General features: G+C 33.9%; 15 protein-coding genes. 3 read left to right on the top strand and 12 right to left on the bottom strand.

The window, feature by feature from the left end; translation table 11 throughout:
* Positions 1–69 precede the first annotated feature (69 nt).
* The 3 genes from IR213_RS06950 to cphA all read right to left on the bottom strand — a co-directional run bounded on the left by IR213_RS06950 (position 70) and on the right by cphA (position 11,577).
* Positions 70–6,087, bottom strand: coding sequence for an ELWxxDGT repeat protein (locus tag IR213_RS06950; protein ID WP_194311583.1), 6,018 nt, complete (start codon positions 6,085–6,087; stop codon positions 70–72).
* A 629-nt stretch (positions 6,088–6,716) separates the two neighbouring features.
* Positions 6,717–8,849: a S9 family peptidase gene (locus IR213_RS06955; protein ID WP_194311584.1), complete on the bottom strand. Its 2,133-nt coding sequence runs from the start codon at positions 8,847–8,849 to the stop codon at positions 6,717–6,719.
* 103 nt (positions 8,850–8,952) lie between these two features.
* Complete coding sequence (cphA, locus tag IR213_RS06960) at positions 8,953–11,577, bottom strand: cyanophycin synthetase (protein WP_194311585.1); 2,625 nt, start codon at positions 11,575–11,577, stop codon at positions 8,953–8,955.
* Positions 11,578–11,827: 250 nt separating this feature from the next.
* Between cphA and IR213_RS06965 the strand changes: the two genes are divergently transcribed.
* Together IR213_RS06965 and IR213_RS06970 are read left to right on the top strand one after the other, a co-directional pair.
* On the top strand, positions 11,828–12,700 hold the full coding sequence (locus tag IR213_RS06965; protein ID WP_194311586.1) for a cyanophycinase: 873 nt from the start codon (positions 11,828–11,830) through the stop codon (positions 12,698–12,700).
* 84 nt (positions 12,701–12,784) lie between these two features.
* Positions 12,785–13,627, top strand: a complete 843-nt coding sequence (locus tag IR213_RS06970) for an isoaspartyl peptidase/L-asparaginase (RefSeq protein WP_194311587.1) — start codon at positions 12,785–12,787, stop codon at positions 13,625–13,627.
* Here the strand turns inward: IR213_RS06970 and IR213_RS06975 are convergent, their stop codons facing one another.
* From IR213_RS06975 to IR213_RS07000, 6 genes are all read right to left on the bottom strand, one after another.
* Positions 13,628–14,431: an endonuclease/exonuclease/phosphatase family protein gene (locus IR213_RS06975; RefSeq protein ID WP_194311588.1), complete on the bottom strand. Its 804-nt coding sequence runs from the start codon at positions 14,429–14,431 to the stop codon at positions 13,628–13,630.
* A gap of 135 nt (positions 14,432–14,566) precedes the next feature.
* Complete coding sequence (locus IR213_RS06980; protein ID WP_194311589.1) at positions 14,567–14,965, bottom strand: DUF6591 domain-containing protein; 399 nt, start codon at positions 14,963–14,965, stop codon at positions 14,567–14,569.
* Between the two features lie 148 nt (positions 14,966–15,113).
* Positions 15,114–15,455, bottom strand: a complete 342-nt coding sequence (locus tag IR213_RS06985) for a hypothetical protein (RefSeq protein WP_194311590.1) — start codon at positions 15,453–15,455, stop codon at positions 15,114–15,116.
* A 66-nt stretch (positions 15,456–15,521) separates the two neighbouring features.
* Positions 15,522–16,121: a PH domain-containing protein gene (locus tag IR213_RS06990; RefSeq protein WP_194311591.1), complete on the bottom strand. Its 600-nt coding sequence runs from the start codon at positions 16,119–16,121 to the stop codon at positions 15,522–15,524.
* Positions 16,122–16,163: 42 nt separating this feature from the next.
* A complete protein-coding gene (locus IR213_RS06995) occupies positions 16,164–16,727 on the bottom strand; it encodes a hypothetical protein (protein WP_194311592.1) in 564 nt (187 codons plus the stop codon).
* Positions 16,728–16,733: 6 nt separating this feature from the next.
* Positions 16,734–17,813 carry an SPFH domain-containing protein gene (locus IR213_RS07000; RefSeq protein ID WP_194311593.1) on the bottom strand — a complete coding sequence of 360 codons (1,080 nt, stop codon included), beginning with the start codon at positions 17,811–17,813 and terminating at the stop codon, positions 16,734–16,736.
* A 384-nt stretch (positions 17,814–18,197) separates the two neighbouring features.
* Between IR213_RS07000 and IR213_RS07005 the strand changes: the two genes are divergently transcribed.
* Complete coding sequence (locus IR213_RS07005; protein WP_194311594.1) at positions 18,198–18,443, top strand: XRE family transcriptional regulator; 246 nt, start codon at positions 18,198–18,200, stop codon at positions 18,441–18,443.
* Between the two features lie 547 nt (positions 18,444–18,990).
* On the opposite strand, the gene IR213_RS07010 is transcribed toward IR213_RS07005, so the two are convergent.
* From IR213_RS07010 to IR213_RS07020, 3 genes are all read right to left on the bottom strand, one after another.
* Positions 18,991–19,278, bottom strand: a complete 288-nt coding sequence (locus tag IR213_RS07010; RefSeq protein WP_194311595.1) for a hypothetical protein — start codon at positions 19,276–19,278, stop codon at positions 18,991–18,993.
* 396 nt (positions 19,279–19,674) lie between these two features.
* On the bottom strand, positions 19,675–19,884 hold the full coding sequence (locus tag IR213_RS07015) for a KTSC domain-containing protein (protein ID WP_194311596.1): 210 nt from the start codon (positions 19,882–19,884) through the stop codon (positions 19,675–19,677).
* A 138-nt stretch (positions 19,885–20,022) separates the two neighbouring features.
* Positions 20,023–20,691: a DNA-binding transcriptional response regulator gene (locus tag IR213_RS07020; protein ID WP_194311597.1), complete on the bottom strand. Its 669-nt coding sequence runs from the start codon at positions 20,689–20,691 to the stop codon at positions 20,023–20,025.
* Positions 20,692–20,693 lie beyond the last annotated feature (2 nt).

Genomic DNA, 20,693 nt, shown 5'->3' on the forward strand with positions numbered 1-20,693 from the left:
TGCTTAGTTCTAAATCAATTTGAATTCTTATCAAATTGGTTACAAACTCTTTGAATATGGAATTCCTTTTTAATCTTTTCCATAAACTTTTCCGTTTGCCTCTTGATTGCCAATCGTTAAATGATAGAGGATTATTCCACGACCTACATCATTAAATTCAACAATTGTATTCTGGTCTTTTTCAATGGAAACCTCTCTTTTTGCCAGTAATTGACCTAAAATTGAAAACAATTCTATCTGTGCTTTTCCATCTTCGGGTGAAATGATGGACAGATTGAATAATCCTTGATGAGGATTTGGATACGCTTTTACCGAGAGTTTTTCAACAGCAATTACTTTTGTATTGGTAGAGGCATATTTAGCAGGATTGGCCACTGGCAAAATAGACAAATCATAACAATTAAAAGATAAGCCTCCTGTTATTTGCACGTAGTAGGTTGTGCCTCCAGTCAATGCATATTGTTTTGAAGTCGAAGTTGGACTCGTAGGGACAAGAGCGGCTGCATTATTAGCTGAAGGATACATATTAAAAGTGTAATTAATCGATTGGTGTGTAATGGTTAATTTATAATTTCCAGTAATTGTAGGAGTAAATTTAAACCAATCTGCGGTATCTGTTGCCAATGCAATTCGAGCATTAATTGTAGTGCCAATTGAAATTAATTTAGCTTGGCTCTTGCTGTTGTTGCTTTCATATTGATCGCTGCCATTATCAGTAATTGCTACCACTTTTGAACTGGTACAGCCATTGGCATCTTTTACCCAAACAGTATAGCTACCACTGGAAAGTAATGCAAAATTACTTGTTGATTGGTAATTTCCATTGTCTAATTTGTATTCATAAGGGGATGTACCTCCACTAGCTGTTGCTGTTATTGTGCCTAAACTTCCGCCGCAACCAGTAGCATTGGTTTTGCTTGCAGCTAACGAAAGGTTAGAAGCAGGTTGCGTGATAACATATGATTTAGTTACAATACAACCACTTCCAATATCTGTAATAGTTACATTATAGTTGGTGCCAGCACCAAGATTTGAAATTTCTTTGTTTGTTGATGTTGTACTTCCTGTCCAATTATAAGCAAATCCGCTTTGGCTTCCGCTTCCTCCAGATACAGTAAGCTTGATGGCTCCGGTCAGTGAACCTCTGCATAAAACATTTGTAACAGCAGCATTAACGGATATTGCATTGTAAGTTGGAACATTGGCATTTAGAATTGTAGTACATCCATTATTGTCAATGACTGTCAAGGTATAGCTTCCTGCTACAAGTCCACTGATATTTTTTTGTGAGGAAGTATAGCCAGTACCTGTCCAGCTATATTTTAACGCACCCGAACCTCCGGCTGTTGCTACAGAAATAGCCCCTGTGCTTTGACCTGAACAAGTGCTTTGTACTGTAATTATTGTCGCGATAAGCGATGCCGGTTGTGCAATTGTTTTTGTTGTAAATCCAGTACATCCGTTGAAATCTTTAACAGCAATGTTGTAAGTTCCTGCCAAGAGTCCGCTGAAACTGAAAGGGAATGTTCCTGACACGAAAGTTATCCCATCTTTGCTAAATGTAAAAGGAGCAGTGCCATTGGCATTGGTGACAGTGATGGCACCATTACTTCCCCCAAAACAACTTACATCAGTTACTGAAGCTGAAGGATTAAAGGCTTCTCCAACAATGAGGGTTATGCTAGCAGTTGTAGAACATCCGTTTGCATCTTTAACCGTTACATTGTACGTTCCAACAGGTACATTATTGATGGATGCGGTAGTGGCGCCATTGCTCCATAAATAGGTGTAACCCGGTGTTCCAGCAAGTGCAGTAACTGTCGCATTGTTGGAACAGGCGGTTGAATTGTTTGCAATAGAAGCAGTTAATATTGATGGTTCTGAAATTACAATGTTAGACAATGATGCAGTTGAACCATTTGTATCAGTTAACAATAATTGATAAGTGCCTGGTCCAAGATTTGTCAGGTCTTCAATTGATGAACTATATCCTGGATTGTCACTATTTGTCCATAATAAATTGTATGGAGCAAGACCATTAGAGGCGATTATGTTTATTGTTCCATTTTTGGCACCATTGCAGGTAACATTAGTAGAATTATCTAATATTACTGCAACAGGAGTTCCATTACAAACATCAGGTAATGGCTTAAATCCATTGGAAACTAAATCGGAGTCTGTTCCGTTGGTCAACCAAGGGGTATAATTTACTGCCCCGTTTATTTTAGAAGTAACTGTTGCTGCTATAGGAGACCCAAACCAGTTGCAACTCGCTATTGGCTTATTGCCATTTGTTCTTTCTATGGCAAAACCACTTGTGCCAACAATACTGTTTTGAGTGTAGTTACCATTGAAGCTGTTTGCCAACATCCCATATCCAAAATAATTTTGAATGATGTTATTTTGAATAATGAGTACTGGCAGTGGCCCAAAATCAAGCCCTGCAAAAATTCCTGCAAAATAACCACCAGCTTTTGAAATAGTGTTGTTCAAAATATTAGCAGTTAAACCAGCTCCTTGACAATTGATTCCAATGCCATTGGGTTGGATTGTATTGTTTTCAATCAAAACTGTTTTAGTGACAGATTCAATTCTGAAAAAAATTCCTTGCCCACCGTTGAGCAGTTTACAGTTTTTTACACTGCCACCACTTTGAATAATAATATTTTGTGAACTTCCATCCACACTATTAACAGAAATATTTCTGATATGAACATCTCCAATTCCTTGTGTTGTTTCAATTAATCCTATTTCTGTAAAAGGTCCTGGAGCAGGAACAAGTGGAGTTGATGGTGTAATAAAAGAAGTCAGATCTTGTCCTGCACCAATTATGGTAACGCCTTTATTGATAATAACTTGTTCTGGATAGGCTCCGGCATCAACATAAATCGTATCTCCCTCGTTTGCAATTGAAAGTGCATAAGTTAGAGTTGCAAAAGGTGCGGCTTTTGTTCCAATATTGTTATTATTGCCTATTGCCGAAGTAAATACATCTCCTGATTTGCTATTGTCATTTACATAATACGTTTTAAGGGCTGGTTCTTTAATCAATTTATACGTCCAAAATCCCGCCCCAATATTAATACTAAGTGTCATTATAGTACCGTTATCTAAAAAAGAGACATTATAGGTAATTGAATTTGGTACGGAACCATTTGGCAATTCATAACCATTTACAACTTTTGGCAATCCTAAATAAGCGCCTTGCCCATTCAATGTAATAGTCCCAGCATTTTGATTATAAACATAAGTAGCATTAGGACTATTATGAGGGGCTACTGGTGCTCCACATTGGAATAAAACACCTTGCCAATCTTCGAGGAAAGTCTCGGAGCCCAAGACATTTTTAAAACTTCCGTTCTCATTAAATTCATATTTATCATCCAGATAGCAGGCTCTGGCTACTATATCTTCTTGTTTCAGGAACCACCACTCATCTGATCCTGGTGTAGGACCAACTTTTAAGGCTCTTGTTTCTGGAGCTACAATCCAGCTGCCGGCTAGAGAAGTGGTAGAACAATTTTCACTAAATGTTTTGCCCGAATTGGACATGGATACAGATACGATTGCATCAGCATTTATGCAGGCTAAATTTGGCGTATTATAAGCTTCAAAATAGACTACATTTACATTATTCCCGTTTTTAAGTGAAACAAAAGCTAATGGGTTATTTGAAAGACCAATTACTGATAGTTTCGAATTCAGGTCTAAATTTTGAGAAGTGATATTGTTATTGTTACACCAAAAGACTTCTAGGTTCAAGTTTTGGGACACATCTATCAGTGAAATATTGTTAATACCAAAACCAAGTACTTTTAATAATGGGTTCAGGGATACATTTAATCCGGTTAATTGATTTCCTCCACATTCTAAAACAGTCAAAGCTTTATTATTGCCAATATCCAATACTTGAATTTGGTTGGATTGGCAATATAATTTAGACAAATTGGTAAAAGCTTGGATTCCTTCTAAACTGTTTATATTTTTACCATTTACATTTAATTCTGTAACTGCTTCTGCATCGCTTCTAGAAATAGAAGCATTGATAACACCGTCTTTATCAATGCCTAAATCGATTAAAGCTTGTTCAAAATTAGGATCAGGTATGGCTACTAATGCTGATTTAATAGTATATTTCAATGTATTGAAATCTAAAGTAATAAGATAGCGCCCTGCTGTAATTGCAATATTGGCGCCATTTGTATCCAATGAACCATCTGCACCATCATCACCATAATTTACAGACCAATTATTATTATTTCTAAATTTAATTTCGCCAGTATTAAGTGATACAACAGCGCTCCATTTATTTGAAATGGCATCGTAGGCGAGTGGCATATCTGGTCCGACCCAATCGTTAGGAGTAGCTGATCCTACTATACCCCAATTATCAGTGGGTGTTGGGACAAATGAATAGGCTTTTGTAACAAAATTGTAAGTTACATTCCAAAATCCTAGTGTGCCAGTAATGTCTGTTCCAGGCACTGCTGAAACTCCGGTTGGGAAGCCAGGTGCAACTGAATAACCTGCCGCTGACACCCAAGTTCCTTCAGTAAACTTAAATCGACCATCACCAATGATTTGAATATTTGTTGCGGTAAAAATTCCACCACCATTGTTTGTTAACTTTATCACTCCGCCTTCAATCCAATTTCCAAAGGCTGTGCCTGTAAGCCAAACTTTTTTAGCCCCCAATACTCCCTCCGAATTGTTGTATTTGAAAACTTCAAAACCACTCACTCCATTATTAGCAGCAAAGTAAACTGGATTGCCGGGAGTAAAAGTATTTGGATTTGAAGAATTAGTACCTGGATTAATATCCGCAGCTATTAGAGTATTAGAAGCTGTTCCGTCTGTAATCCAAAGTTCCGATCCTTCAGTAGCGGTAGTTGCCCTAAAAAGTATTGTATTGTTTGAAAGCACCAATGAACTTGGGGAACTATTCGCAATACCTGGATTGATGTCTTTAACCAATACAGTACCTGAAGCACTGCCATCACTTTCCCATAGTTCCGTTCCTGAATCAGCTTTAGTAGCAGAAAAATAAACACGATTATTCATAAAAATTAATCCTGATGGATTTGAATTTAGAGTGCCGGGATTGATGTCAGCAACCATATTCGTTCCGGCTGCTGTTCCGTCGGTTGTCCATAATTCTTTTCCATTACCATCTAGGCCAGCAAAGGCAATGTTATCGCCAATAGTGGCAGCAAATTGTGGATAATTATTATTACCTGTTGTTCCAATTGTTTTTACGGATACTGTTCCTGCTATTGTTCCATCACTTTTCCAGAGTACATTTCCAGTACCCGGTTTTACAACCATCCAATAAAATAAGCCACTGTTTGCTGGCATATACCAACTCGCTACATATTGATTCAACCCAAAATCTTTAAGCATATACGTGCCTGCGGTAGTTCCATCGCACCTCCATAATTGATCAATACCGGTACCGTTTGAATCATAAAGATTAAAATATAAAATGCCATTAATAACTTTAAATAGACCAGGTTCTGGTGCAGTAGTGTAACTGCTGAATTCAAATACAACAGAAGTACCGGCAAGTGTGCCATCTGTTCTTTTAATTTGTGTTTTGTTATTGGTAGCAGCTACTCCATAATAAACATATCCATTCATTGCTGCCAGTTCGTACACAGCACCTCGGTTGGTAATAGTAGGTTGAAACCTTTCAATGGCAATTGTCCCTGCCTGTGTACCATCACTGGCCCATATTTCGCCATAGTTGGTGGAATTGTCTCCGGCAAAAATTACTTTATTCCCAAGCGCAGTAAGCTTTTCTGCCTTGGTACTTTTATAATTGTTAGGTGAAGGAGGAGGATCAGGAAGATAAGTAAGATTTAATTTAATAGTTCCCCCGGGTGTCCCATCAGTGCGGTACAAACTTCTGTCTGTAGCAGCTCCTCCATCGTTTTCATTAAAAAAAGTATAGTTACTTGTTTTTACAATTTGAGCAATAGTTCCCGAAGTGTTGTTACCAGGAGTCACGTCTTTAAGTAATTGTGGGTTTTGACAAAAAGCCATTAAGCCATTAAGAAAAATAACATAGGAAAAGAAGAATTTTTTCATAATAAATAATTTAAATAATGGATACAATCCAAAGGGTTATTAAAAAGGGTAACAACATTAAATATGTAGGAAAAAAAATCTTTGAATTCTGGGGAATGAATTCATAAACTGCAGTGGCAAACAAAAAATAGTATTCTAAAAATCAAATACTAATCACGGTCAATATTGTTATTAAAAGTAGCATTTTAAAACTACTTTTTTTAATATTGAAAAGGAAAATTATTCGTAAAAAAACTAAAAACTAATATACAAAAATTTTTTTATAATGATATGTGGGGACCATATCGTGAAATAAACTTTTGATTTTTATCAAGATTAAATAAAAATAATATGTGAATTTAAAAATATATATTATAATAGTTGTTAATTTTTGTAATTATTTTCGCAATAATCGTTTAAACGCAAAAAAAAGCGTTTAATTACTAAATTTATCTAATCGGATAAAAATTAGAGAATTATAATTTTATAGTTAATAGCAGTCTTGATAATTTGTTATGTTTTTTTGAGGAAAATCATAAAAAAAAAGCTACGTGTTAAAGTAGCTTATAATAACCAATGTGTCCCGTTCTGAAATAAGTCGATTTTGTGTCAACTTATTTCAGTACGGCACAGGAAAATAGCTCCTAAATCTACTTATTATTCTCTATCACATAATTCAGAACCTTTGTCATTAAATGTACTCTGTCTTTGCCTGTGACATTGTGTTTGTGCATAGGGTAAGCAAAAAAGTCCACCTGTTTTTCGGCTTCAATAAACTTTTTGAGTAATGCAAAATTGTTTTGCATCACTACAGTATCATCGCTGGTGCCGTGAATTAAAAGCAATTTCCCCTTTAAATTATTCACGTATTTCAAGGTGCTGGCTTCGTCAAACCCTTTTTGATTTTCGGCAGGGGTATCCATATAACGTTCGCCATACATCACTTCATAATATTTCCAATCGGTTACTGGTCCGCCGGCAACGCCCACTTTGAAAACATCTGGTTTTCGTAACATAATTGATGTGGTCATAAATCCGCCAAAACTCCAGCCGTGAATTGCCAAGCGATTTCCATCAACATAAGGTAGAGATTTCAAATAATCTACGCCTTTCATTTGGTCGTCGATTTCGTTTACGCCCAGCCTTCCGTGTATGACACTTTCGAACGCAAAACCACGATTGTCAGAACCTCGATTGTCAATTGTAAAAACTAAATAACCTTGTTCCGCCATCCAATACATCCAAAGATTGGCACCATCCAGATAGGAATTGGTAATCATTTGAGCGTGTGGCCCTCCATAAAGATAAACCAAAACCGGATATTTTTTTGTGGGGTCAAAGTTGCTTGGTTTGATTAATCGGGTGTACAAATCGGTTGTTCCGTCAGCAGATTTTATGGTTTTAATTTCGGCAGTTCCCATTTGGTAATCAGCATATTTGTTGTTGCTTTCTAATAGTGTTTTGGCTTTTAGATTTTTATTGCACATCAACGATATGGAAGGTGTTGAATGATTGGAATACTCATCAAAAAACCAATTTCCGTCATTACTTATGGTTACAGTATGAGTACCCTGGTCTTTGGTAATCAAAGTTTGTTTTCCTTTCAAATCCACTTTGTAAACTAACATATTCGTTGGATTTTCACCAGTTGACTTGAAATAAATTTCAGTTCCGCCAGCATTGCTTCCTATGATTTCTCTAACCGGGAATTTATTATTAGTTAATTGTTTGATTAATTTTCCCTCAATGGAATAATAATACAAGTTATCGAAACCCTCTTTTTCGCTTATCCAAACTAAATTATTTGACTTATTACTTGGAAAATAGGCGGGATGTTCAGGCTCAACCCATTTGTCGTTTTTCTCGTTGTGAATTGTTCTTACAAAAGTTCCGGTTTGCGCATCATAAACATTTAAGGACATATCATTTTGGCCACGGTTCAGTTCAGCAATAACAACATATTTTTCATCCGGAGACCAGGAAAGATTGGTCAAATAATCATCCTGATTTCCCCTTGGCGAAATGTAAATCGTTTTCTGGCTTGCCAAGTTGTAAATTCCCACTCTTGGTTTTTCACTTTTTTGACCAATCATTGGGTATTTTATGCTGACTAGTTTTCCTGGAGTTTCTGTAATATCCAGCAAAGGATAATCAGCGACTTCAGTTTGGTCTTTTTGATAAAAAGCTAAAAAATTAGATTTTGGTGACCAAAAAATACCGTCTTTGATGCCAAATTCACTTCTGGCAAAAAATTGACCTGAAACAATCGCTTCGTTGGTTTCATTAGTAACAGTGATTTTCTCCTTGTTTTTATTCAGAAAATACAAATTGTTTTTCTCAGTGAAAGCCAGATTTTGTTTGGTGCAATCAAAAGTTTGGTTTTCTGCCGTTTTCGAAGTTTCCTGAATTTTAGTTCCGTATTTGGTTGCTAATGAATACTTGAAGAATTGTGCACCTTCGGTTACTAAAATTGTGTTGGCGTCAATCCATACAATCCCAGAAAGTGTTTTTAGATTTGTGCCTAATGATTTGTTGATTTCATCTAATGTAAGCAAGGTTATAGCTTTGCTGTCTATTGCTTTTGCGGAGACCATTTTGGTTAACTTATCAGTGTAATATACATAATTATTAGTGTTTGGAATCCACTGAAAACCGGATAATTTATCAGCTTTAAATTCTCGATTTTGTTCTAAAACACCTTGTTCGAGAGTTATTTTTTTGGTTTGACCAAATGTGGAAATTGCGACAATACAACTTAAGGCCAAAATAGAAATTTTGTTCATATGAGTAGGTTTTTTTAATGGTGTATAAAAGTACAAAAAGGATGACGATTACAGACTTTTTATAGATCTATAATTATCATCCTTATGGTTTATAAAAGGATAATTAAACTAAGTCCTGTTCATTTTCTTTGTCCAAGTATTCCTGAACAATTTCAATAGCATTAGTGACAACATCACTTAAAGCAGTGATAAAACTTCCTTCTTCAGCACTATCAATTGCATGTCTGATGGCTTCCGTTTCTTTTGGAATAATTTCGTAAGTTACTTTTTTACCTGAATTTTTAATTCCTTCGAGTATCAAATCAATGATTTCTTCTTCAGTTCTTCCTCTTAAATATTTTTCTTGGCGAATGATAATATGGTCAAACATTCTTGCGGCAATACTAGCACATTCTTTGATATCTTCATCTCTGCGGTCTCCAACTCCGGCAATTATTCCAATCTTTTTTGTAGCTTCAACACTTTGTAAAAACTCTTCGACTCCTCTGTAACCGGAAGCATTGTGTGCAAAATCAATTAAAACCTTAAATTTTTTGAACTCGAAAATGTTCATTCTACCTGGAGTTTGTGCAGCACTTGGAATAAACGTTTGCAGTGACAAGCTAATATCTTCGGTTTTGAAACCCCATAAATAACTGGCTAAAGTGGCTGCAAGAACATTGGCAATCATGAATTTTGCTTTACCGCCAAGGGTTAACGGAACATGTGTGGCTCGTTCGATTCGGATTTTCCATTCCCCTTTTTTGATAGTAATATATCCGTTTTCATAGACTGCAACAGTTTTTCCTTCGGCACATAGTTTTTTAATTAACGGATTTTCTTCAGTCAAACTAAAATAAGCAACATTACAACTCAGTTCAGAACCAATTTTTATACATTGTTCATCTTCAGCATTTAAAATGGCCCATCCGTCTTTTTTGATACTTTTCACTACGGTACTTTTTACGCGAGCCAAATCATCAAGGGTGTGGATGTCGCTTATTCCTAAATGGTCTTCCTGAATATTGGTAATTATACCAATGTCACAACGGCTGAAGCCAAGACCAGAGCGCAAAATTCCGCCACGGGCAGTTTCTAAAACAGCAAATTCTACGGTTGGATCTCTCAAAACATATTCGGCACTTTGTGGACCCGTAGTATCACCTTTCTCCATCATATGGTTTTGGATGTAAATTCCATCTGAAGTTGTGAAGCCTACTTTATAACCATTATTTTTTATAATATGAGCCAAAAGTCGGGTAGTAGTTGTTTTTCCATTGGTTCCCGTAACCGCAATGATAGGGATGCGACAGGTTTTTCCCGGAGGATAAAGCATGTCAATAACTGGTGCGGCTACATTTCGTGGCAACCCTTCAGAAGGAGCTAGGTGCATCCTGAAACCTGGAGCTGCATTGACTTCGAGAATAACGCCTCCATTTTCTTTTAGGGGTTGAGTTAAATTTTCGGCCATTATATCCACGCCACAAATGTCTAATCCTATGACTCTTGAAATTCTTTCGGCAAGAAATATATTTTCCGGATGCAACATATCGGTGATATCAACAGAGGTTCCGCCAGTACTTAAATTGGCTGTCGATTTGAGATAAACTATTTCGCCATTTTTTGGAATGGTTTCCAAGGTGTAATTTAATTTATCCAATAAATCTTCGGTATCTCGATCAACATCTATTTGAGTCAATACATTTTCGTGGCCATAACCACGCCTTGGATCTAAGTTGGTTTTGTCTATCAATTCTCGAATAGAATTTAGGTCATCACCAACAACATGAGCAGGAACACGTTTTGCAGCTGCGACAAGTTTATTATCAATTACTAATATTCTGAAATCAAAACCTGTAATAAATTTTTCTACTATGATACGATTGCTGTATTTTTTGGCGAAAGCCAAACCTGAAACAGCATCTTCCCAATTAGTTACATTAATTGAAGCTCCTTTTCCGTGATTGCCATCCAATGGTTTCAGGACAATCGGGTAGCCAATTTTTTCTATGGTTTCTGCCAAATCTTCTTCGTCAACGCAAATACTTCCATTGGCAACAGGAATCGAAGCCATATCGAGCATTTTTTTTGTAAGCTCTTTGTTGCACGCCATATCTACGGCTATGCTGCTGGTTTTGCAAGTTATAGTTGCCTGAAAACGCATTTGATTTACTCCATATCCCAGTTGTACTAAGGAATTAGTTCCCAATCGGATCCAAGGAATATCTCTGTTTACAGCTTCTTCGACGATGCTTCCGGTGCTTGGTCCAAGACGAACACGTTCCCGAATTTCCCGCATTTTTTGCAAATCGGAATCCAAATCATAAGGAACTCCTTTTATTAATGCTTCGGCAATTGCAACTGCACTTTCGGCAGCAAAAAGGCCAACATTTTCTTCGGTATAACTAAAAACAACATTGTAGGTTCCCGGAGTTTTGGTTTCTCTTGTTCTCCCAAAACCCGTATCCATTCCTGCTAATGTTTGAATTTCAAGTGCAATATGTTCAATAACATGCCCCATCCATGTCCCTTTTTCCAAGCGCATAAAAAATCCACCTCGACAACCTTCTGAGCAACGATGCTCAATCATGGTTGGGAACATGGTTTCTAATCTTTCTTTAAATCCATCTATTTTATTCGTAGGAAATTGTTCCATTTCCTCTAAATCTAAACGCATTTGGATTAATTTTTTTCTTTGGATACTCCAAATATTTGGACCACGAAGCGCTTGTATTTTTAATATTTTCATAAAACAGAAAGTTTAGTTTTGGGATAATTAATTGATTGTGATGTTTTTAAATATTCTTTTTTAGGGTTTTAATAAAAATTGATAAGGAATTTTATTAAAAAAAATGAATATAATGCAACTAAGTTAGATTTTTAAAGTTAGTTATCAAAATTTATCGAGTTTATAATTATTAACTTTCATTGGTTATAAATTATTGGAAAAAAAACAAGACTTCAATTGCTCCCTTTATGTTTTTGGTTATTTTTACCAAATGAACATATTTGGAAAACTAATAATAATAGGTGGTGCGGTAGACAAAGGAAGTTTTACTGAAACAGACTTTGATAAAAGTGCTGCAAAGAACTTGAATTTTTTTGAAACTGGAATTTTAAAAAGAATTATCGACGAGTCAAAATACAATGAACTATCTCGAATTGAAGTAGTTACAACAGCATCTAAAATCCCAAAAGAGATTGGTCCTGAATACCTTAAAGCCTTAAGCTATTTAGATGCAAATAATGTTGATGTTTTAGATATTGTTACGAGAGAACAAGCATCAGATCCAATAATTTTAGAAAGATTGAAAGCTGCTGATGTTGTTATGTTTACTGGTGGTGATCAATTACGTCTGACTTCTATTCTTGGCGGAACTCCTTTTCACGATATTCTTTTGGAAAAATACAGGAATGAAGATTTTATTTACGCTGGAACTTCGGCTGGAGCAGCTGCGGCTTCCAATAATATGATTTATCAAGGAAGCAGTTCAGAAGCATTATTGAAGGGTGAAGTGAAAATCACCAGCGGTTTAGGTTTGATTGACGATGTGGTTATTGACACACATTTTGTACAGCGAGGCAGAATTGGAAGATTATTTCAGGCTGTTGTAGGTAATCCAAAAGTGCTTGGAATAGGTCTTGGCGAAGATACCGGTTTGCTGATTACCAATGGACGACAAATGGAAGCCATAGGCTCTGGACTGGTGATTTTAGTGGATGGTCGCAAAATAAAAGATACGAATTTAACCGAAGTCGAATTAGGACAACCCATTTCAATCTCACATTTGGTAACCCACGTGATGAGCAAATATGATACTTTCGATCTCGATACGTATAAAATGACTATCAAATCTTCGCAATACATATAAATCAGATGGCAGTTTTCAGTTTTCAGATGGCAGTTCCTACCTGAAATCTGCAATCTGCAATCTGCAATCTGCAATCTGCAATCTATGAAACTAATAATCCACGGTGGTTTTTTCTCAGAATCATCTACCAATCACGAAACCAAAATAGCCAAGCAACAATCTTTAGAAAGAATTGTAAAGAATTCTTATGAATTTTTGAAAACACATTCCGCTTTAGAAACAGTAGTTTTTGCAGTTTCCCTTTTGGAAGACGATGAATTGTTTAATGCTGGCTTGGGTTCCCAAATTCAAAGTGATGGAAAAATCAGGATGAGTGCGGCTTTGATGGATGGTTCAACCCAAAAAATGAGTGGTGTTATCAATATTGAAGAAGTGAAAAATCCCATTCAGGTGGCCGAAGTTTTATTTAATTATGATGACAGAGTGCTTGGAGGAAGTGGCGCAACCACCTTTGCCAGACAAAATGGTTTTGAAAAATGTTCAACAGAAATTCCACAACGCCGAGCCGAATACGAAGCAAAACGCAAAGCTTCAGGAACGGGAACTGTAGGTTGTGTAGCTTTGGACAAAAATGGAAAACTGGCGGTTGCCACATCGACAGGAGGAAAAGGGTTTGAAATTCCGGGACGAATATCCGATTCAGCCACCGTGGCCGGAAATTATGCCAACAAATTTTGTGGTGTAAGTTTGACCGGTGTTGGTGAAGACATTGTAAGCAATGCGACTGCTGCAAAAATTGTTACGCGAGTTACCGATGGATTTTCGCTTCAAGATGCTTTCACCAAAACTTTCAACGAATTAAAGCCTTATGATGGTTTTGCTGGAGCTATTGCTATTGATAATAAAGGAAATATGTTTCATCAAGATTCACATCCCAGTATGGTTTATGCCAGTTTTGATGGGGAGAATTTTGAGGTTTTTCAGTAATTAATACAAGGAGAATTCCATCCAAATAGGAATATGATCTGAGATTATTCGGGCTTCTTGCAAGGAATTGAAATTTTTGTAAAAAGTAATGATTCCCGCATTTAGTGCTGTAATTTTTGAAGAATTATAAAACATATTATCAAATTCCGAAGCGAGACAATTGCCATTTTTACACTCTTTTTTCAATGATGTCTTCTGATTGATCAAAATAGATTGATACCCCATTTTCTTTAAAGGATTAAAAACCATATGCGATTGCGGACAATTAAAATCTCCCACAAATATCAAATTCAGACTTGGATATTCCTCGGGCAGGAATTTGAAATATTTGATCTCCGTTTCAGGTTGCCTTTTTTTGGTTATGGCGTGAAAATTAGCCACCGTGAATTGTATCTTTTCATATTCAAACGTGCAGAAATAAGGTTCTCTGTCAATCTCTAAATGGTATTTCTTTTCGAGCCAAGCTTTTCCTATTTTCTTAATTTTGCTGGTTCTCCAGAGAAAAGCATAACGCTCAGTTTTATATGCACTGTTACTCGTTGGGTCGTTAATTACATAATCCCATTGGGCTCCTTTGCGATTGAGTTCGTCTGTTAGTTTGGCTATAGCTTGTGCGCCACCATAACCCGCCACAACTTCTTGAATGGCAATGATGTCATAATCTCTTAAAGTGTTGGCAATATAGCTTATTGTTGTTTCTGATTTTGATTTTCCAAAGTTTTCGAGGTTCCAGAAAAGGAGTTTGGTTTGCGGAAAAATGACAGTAGAAAAAAATATAAAAGATAAAGTAAGCCATTTTTTCATTGAGGATATTTATTATTTAAAATTGCTCCTTAGTCGTATTAACTAAGGAGCAATTGGTGAAAAAAAATAATACATTAGCCCGATGGGTTTATTTATTATTTTGCTAAAATGAAATTTCCAAAAACTTAAAAAATATTATTGCATTGCCTGTAACATTTTAGTTTGTATTTTAGACATTCTCGTAATTTGTTCCATACTTAATTGATCATTGCCCTGTGCTTCTTGCATACTTTTTTGCAATTCGGTTGCTTTTTCCATCATTGCTGGATATTCAGATAACGCATCGGTATCACCTTTCATTGCTTTTTTGTAAAACTTAACATACTCCACAACATATTCTTCATAGTCGTCAAGCATTTTATCATAGTCCTGACTTCCTGTACTTGTAATTTCCGTGTTTTCTAAAGTTGTTTCTGCAACTGCTGATGTATCAATGCTTTCAGTTCCAACAATTGGTTCTTCAACATTTTCGACAGATTTTTTGCATGATACTAGCAAAAATAGAGCGCACGATAAAACAATTAATTTTTTCATTTTGTTTGAATTTTAATTTTCCTACTCGTATGGATTTTCAGTTACTCCCCAAAATTTAATTGTTATGGATCAATTTGTACATATAATCCAGATTTCTTTTATATAATTAAAAAGCAGGTGTGATTATAAACACATTTGTTGTTTGTTTTTAAGAAAATTTCCTCATTGTAAATGCACTTATTATACAAGTAATTTCAAAGGCTAATATTCCTAATACTGAAATCATTAAAAAATTATCTTGTAATTGTGGAGAGGAAACTAGACAAAAAACAATTTTTATAAGTCCAGTCAATATAAAAATAGCTGTTAAACCTATTTTATAACCTGTTGAAATATTACTATTAGAAAACAAATAAATCAAAAAGGTTGAAAATAAAATACTAAAGTCTACCATTAAATAATTAAATGGATGATATGTTGAGATTAATATACCTGTTAATGTATTTAATAAAATTAAAATTACACCAATTATAAGAAATAGATTTTTCATTTAAAGTTAGATTAATAAATAATAGTAGAAACTTGAACTATAAGTCCTTACTATTATACTATTTGTTTACATTTTTGATAATATATCCTTTTTTGCAGTATCAAATTCTTCTTGTGTCAAAATTCCGTTATCTAACATTACTTTTAACTTTGTTAATTTTTCCATAGGGTCTTCTGCAATTGCAGTTTGTGGTTGTGAAGAAGGAGTATTAATGGTAATTCCACCACCAGCAATAGCTCTTTTATCTTCTAAATCTCTATGCCTACGTTCTTCTCTTTTATTCTCTTCCATTTCCTGAGCAAATCTATAAAGTCTTCTTGCTTGTGCTTTTGGAATATCTTCCATACTATCAGTTTTGCCAGTTGTAGTTTTTATAGTTACAGTTGCAGCAAATACACCTTCTTTCATGTGTACATCGGCAACATTAATCCAAGAATAATCTTTAAAATCTAAAGTTAGACCAAATGTTTTTGGTCTAATTAAGATTATTCTTTTGTTAGTTAAAGCTATACAATCAGGCGAAAAATTTACTCCAAGAGTTTTCTTTTGCACAGCTATATATTGTATCTCTTCATTTGAAGTGCAATAATCTTGTACTTTTGGTAATACTTTTTCAATTACTTTCGTGTCTTGGTCTTCACTTACAAGTTCTTTAATTGATAACATAATTTTTGTTTTTTAATTATTAATGAATATTTATTTAAACTTTTATTTGAACCAACCTTTTTTGTCTTCTACAAGTTCCAATTTTAATAATTCAATTTGCTGGCGAATGAAATCATCGGTTTGTGAATAGATAGTCAATAGGCTTATTGCCTGTTCTGCTTTTGTTTTCCAAGCATCTTTTATGGGCTTATTTATTTTATTTTCATTTCTTGCATTATCTGTTAATGCAACTTTATTTACTTTAGTGTTTTTAAAATTTGACACGGATAAATTGCCTATTTCCAATAAATCATCAGGATTTTTAGGTAAAGGAAAAGTCTTAATAATAGTTGCTTTTTTTTGATTTAAACTATCAATTTTTGAATTTCCAAAAGCTCTTGTCAGCATTCCGTCCAGCACACCCCAAGTACCCGCACCATCATTTTCTTTTATAATTTCATTTTCAACGTCATTAAGTTTATTCATAAAATCGGTTAAACTACTTTCAGAATTCTTTCCGTTGTTTTCAGATTTTATTTCTTCAACACGAATTATTTTTGCTCCGCACCACTCACAATGAATTGATGTTACAGAGACTGGATTTTTACAAGAATTACAATTTGGCATTTATGTTTATAGTTTAGATAAAAGTTCTTTTTTCTTTTCTGTGAATTCTTCTTCTGTTAAAATTCCCGCAATTTTCAATTCTCCTAACTCCCTTAATAGTTTTAATATTTCATCTTTATTTACAATGATATTATTTTCTGAATTTTGTTGGATATTTTTAGTAGCATTTGTCATAAGATTTCCCATTGTATTAGCAATTGGCATTGCCATGCCAAGTCCTACAACTGTTCCTAAAATCCCGCCTTCTCCACCAACACCACCACCAATATTTTCGGCTGCTTTTTCTGTTGTATCAAAAGTTCGTTCAATTTTATAAACTTCTAAATTTTCTCCTCTACGTTTCAGCCTCATTCTCTCTTCCATATCTTGAGACATTAGGCGATGAAAATCTTCTACAATTTTCTTAACTCTTGGATCTTCATCTACTACTGGAATAGCTTCAATATTGAAAAATTCTAAATGTAATCCATAAATCGAAAGTGCGTCAGAGATAATACCCTTAACTGTGTCAGAAACTTCTGAAACTATTGATTCTAATTCAAGTGGATTTAGATTTCGTTCTTTTGAAATTTTTGTGATAGCAGTTTTTACATTTTCTGTTATTATTCCTCTGAAAAATTGAGTTAATTTATTTACTTCAAAGTCAGGAACCGTCCCTATTATTTGATTTATAAATGTTTTAACATCTGTAACCTTAATTGCAAAACTTCCTCTTGATGTAATTGGAATTGGAACTCTAAAGTTTGGTTCAAGCATATTAAAAGGGATAAGCCCGAACTTTGTATCCATTGCAATAGCTTTATTTATAAAATAAACTTCAGCTTTGAATGGACTTTGTCCACCAAATGCAAGTCCTATAAGTTTTGATAATATTGGTAAATTTTGAGTAGATAAAGTGTGCGTACCAGATTCAAAAATATCTAGAATTTGACCGCCCTTAATAAAAATTGCTTGTTGGGATTGATTAACAATAAGTTGAGTTCCAAGTCTTAATTCTTCATCACGTTTACTTACAATTTTTGGTCTCCATTTCCAAGCTAAAACATTATTTGGACCGTCATATTTTAACACATCTATTATTGCCATATTGTTTTGGTTTTATTTATTTTGAATCAAAAAATAATTCAATTAATATTTTCTATTTATTTGATTAATTTCATCAAGTTATTTTTTAGTTTAGTATTTCAAAAACAAACCTATAACTATAAAAAATCACTTTTTTACGGTTTCCCACATTTGAGGTCTTTTTTAATAATTGGTTTTTATTTAATGGCTTGATTTTTTAATGTTAATTGTAAAATATAATCGTTGCAATCTTTATATCTTCATTACAGAAATACAACATTAATAATGTTTTACTTCTATTTTTCTCACTTGAATCTATTTTGCTTAAAACAAATGTGAAAATTTTCGGCTAAAAAGCCGTGTCTAATTAAAATTTATTTTGTTATCGTTGTTTTCATTTGTTTTATGCAAAGTGAACTGGATGAAATACAATTGGAAATAACCAAAAGAATATATATTTTATTCTTGGAAAAATTCAATGGTAACAAGCTTGCATTTGCAAAAGCGGCTAATTGTGATGAAAAAACAATCAGAAGGCTGTTTGATAACAAACAAGGTATGACAATTAATCTATTGTTTAAATTGGCGTTTGCCCTTAAAATAAAACCTAGCATTCTTCTTGAAAATTTAAATTTAAATGACCAAGATTGATATTATCTGAGCTTTATTTGTATAATTTTCCATACTATTAAGGATTTTCAGCTTCCCCGTTTATTTTAGTGGTTTCTGGACTCCACTTTCAATTTATTTCTCCATATTTTCAACATCAAAAAAACCGCACAAACAAACCCAAAAGACATTACAACTAATTGTATAGACATAACTAAATCAATAGCGAAAAACGAAATTTTTTTCATTGAAATAGCTTATTTTTTATCCAAATTTACGCTCATTAAAAATGATTTCTTTACGGAAAATCTCATTTAAGGTAATTTTTCGTGAATTTTAAAAATTTCATTTCTTATTTCTAACTTTTTCAAGTTTGTGTTTTTTAGTTTTTGATGCTTTAGTGCTCCTCTTTATTATTTCGTCATCATCAAGTTTGTAATTTTGGTTATTGTTGTAGTTGTAAAAGATTGTTGGTTGTTTTTTTTCTATTTTTGAATTACAGGAAATGAAAATGCAGCAAAGAAGAAGCAACATTTTTAAGCTAATTTTTTTCATTTATTTGGTTAAATTATATTTTGGCACAACGCATTTATAGCATTTTTGTTTGAATTTTTGATATTCGTTTCAGTTGCTTTTTAGTCAGGAGACTTTTGTTTTGGGCATCATTAAGTTGCTCACACAATGCTTCAGATTTTGCTTTCATATATGGGTATTTTGAGAGTGAAACGAGATTACCTTTTAGCGATTTTTTATAATCTTTAATGTATTCCTTTACATAGTTTTCATAATCATTAAGATACTTGTCCCATTTATTCAAAGCGTTTGCACAGCACTTATTTGTGTTTTTTAAAATACTTTCAACTTCTTTCTCCATCATAATTTATTTTTTAATGTAAGTTGGATTTTATAATCAAACTAAATTAAATTCTATTTTGCTTTTTATGGAATTTTAATGCTTTTTGTATCTGTTTTTTAAAGCCGCTATCAGGAAAACAATTTGCAATGCGAACATTAATGGAATAAAAGTGATTTTCCAATCAAGACTTAACCAACTTGTTTTCACTAAAACCAGAATAAAAGAAAAAATAATTGCGACAGAAATAATGATTGAATTTGAAGTTATTTTTTCTTTTTACTGGTTAATTTCTGAATGATTTTCATTGATTGCAATTTTGTTTGCGGTTAGTTTCCAAAATATGTTTTAATTAATTCCAAAATTAATCCGAATATAAGTCACATCCTTACGGGAAACCGTAAATCGAAAAAAAAATGATTATTCAACATCAAAATAATACTGACAATACACAAAATTAAAATAATGAGTTTCTATTTCTGGAGCTTTCATTAGAGCTACAAATGCATCTAAAGACACTCCAAAGTACTGATGAATGGCTTGAAGTTTGAATTCTATTTCGAGTGTTTTATGCATCTCGTCATAGCCAACAGAGATAATGTTGCGGTCGTTTACGGTGTATCGTTTCATGGGGTTTACGATTTTTTTTTCAAATGTAAATCCAATAAAAAGTACATCCTTACGGGAAACCGTAAAACAGTAAATATTTTTAAAAATTTTGAAAAGGAAAAGAATTAAAACAACGCAATCTTCAATCTTCAATTAAAATCACACTAACCCCAAATCTTTAGCAATGGCAATAAGATGTACATTGTTATTGGCTTTGAAGAATATCTTGAGTTTGTTGATTCGTTTCTCAATACTGCTGCTGCCATTGGGAATAATTCCTGAGTTTTTGAAATCTAATGCAATTTCATCTAAAATTAATCCTTTAGATAATAACTTTAGAAGTGAAATATCATACGTTTCAATTTCTATTAAGGATTTGTCCCTTAATGCATGGGTTAATTCTTGAGACAGAATTTTTGTGTTATTGTTAAAAACTCCTTGAATGGCTTTTTTGAGTTCCGGAATACTGTTTCTTCCCTTAGCAACGTAGGCATTAATACCTAAATCATTAAAAAGTGATTTTATCCTAAAGGATTTGTCTTCAATAGAAAAAACTACTGTTTTTATGTCAGGTTGTACTTTTTTTATGGCTGCAATCAATTCGTCGCCAGAGTTTAATTTATTTTCTCGGTGATCAGTTTTGAAAGATAAATCGCTAATCAATAAATCGTAAGGCAAATTGTCTTTGATTGCTTTTTTTATTTTTAAAAAAGCATCGTCACAGTATTTGGCGTGGTGAATTTCAGAAACGGAAAGTTCCTCAAGTGCTTGTGCAACCGTGATACTGATACTATCAAAATCTTCGGCTACTAAAACTTTTTTGAACATAA

The organism is Flavobacterium soyangense, from assembly GCF_015277675.1.
Lineage (GTDB): Bacteria > Bacteroidota > Bacteroidia > Flavobacteriales > Flavobacteriaceae > Flavobacterium > Flavobacterium soyangense.

Bases quoted from the DNA above. Each gene is read 5' to 3' on its own strand.
- IR213_RS06950 (WP_194311583.1), bottom strand. From the start codon at position 6,087: ATGAAAAAATTCTTCTTTTCCTATGTTATTTTTCTTAATGGCTTAATG.
- IR213_RS06955 (WP_194311584.1), bottom strand. From the start codon at position 8,849: ATGAACAAAATTTCTATTTTGGCCTTAAGTTGTATTGTCGCAATTTCC.
- cphA (WP_194311585.1), bottom strand. From the start codon at position 11,577: ATGAAAATATTAAAAATACAAGCGCTTCGTGGTCCAAATATTTGGAGT.
- IR213_RS06965 (WP_194311586.1), top strand. From the start codon at position 11,828: ATGAACATATTTGGAAAACTAATAATAATAGGTGGTGCGGTAGACAAA.
- IR213_RS06970 (WP_194311587.1), top strand. From the start codon at position 12,785: ATGAAACTAATAATCCACGGTGGTTTTTTCTCAGAATCATCTACCAAT.
- IR213_RS06975 (WP_194311588.1), bottom strand. From the start codon at position 14,431: ATGAAAAAATGGCTTACTTTATCTTTTATATTTTTTTCTACTGTCATT.
- IR213_RS06980 (WP_194311589.1), bottom strand. From the start codon at position 14,965: ATGAAAAAATTAATTGTTTTATCGTGCGCTCTATTTTTGCTAGTATCA.
- IR213_RS06985 (WP_194311590.1), bottom strand. From the start codon at position 15,455: ATGAAAAATCTATTTCTTATAATTGGTGTAATTTTAATTTTATTAAAT.
- IR213_RS06990 (WP_194311591.1), bottom strand. From the start codon at position 16,121: ATGTTATCAATTAAAGAACTTGTAAGTGAAGACCAAGACACGAAAGTA.
- IR213_RS06995 (WP_194311592.1), bottom strand. From the start codon at position 16,727: ATGCCAAATTGTAATTCTTGTAAAAATCCAGTCTCTGTAACATCAATT.
- IR213_RS07000 (WP_194311593.1), bottom strand. From the start codon at position 17,813: ATGGCAATAATAGATGTGTTAAAATATGACGGTCCAAATAATGTTTTA.
- IR213_RS07005 (WP_194311594.1), top strand. From the start codon at position 18,198: ATGCAAAGTGAACTGGATGAAATACAATTGGAAATAACCAAAAGAATA.
- IR213_RS07010 (WP_194311595.1), bottom strand. From the start codon at position 19,278: ATGATGGAGAAAGAAGTTGAAAGTATTTTAAAAAACACAAATAAGTGC.
- IR213_RS07015 (WP_194311596.1), bottom strand. From the start codon at position 19,884: ATGAAACGATACACCGTAAACGACCGCAACATTATCTCTGTTGGCTAT.
- IR213_RS07020 (WP_194311597.1), bottom strand. From the start codon at position 20,691: ATGTTCAAAAAAGTTTTAGTAGCCGAAGATTTTGATAGTATCAGTATC.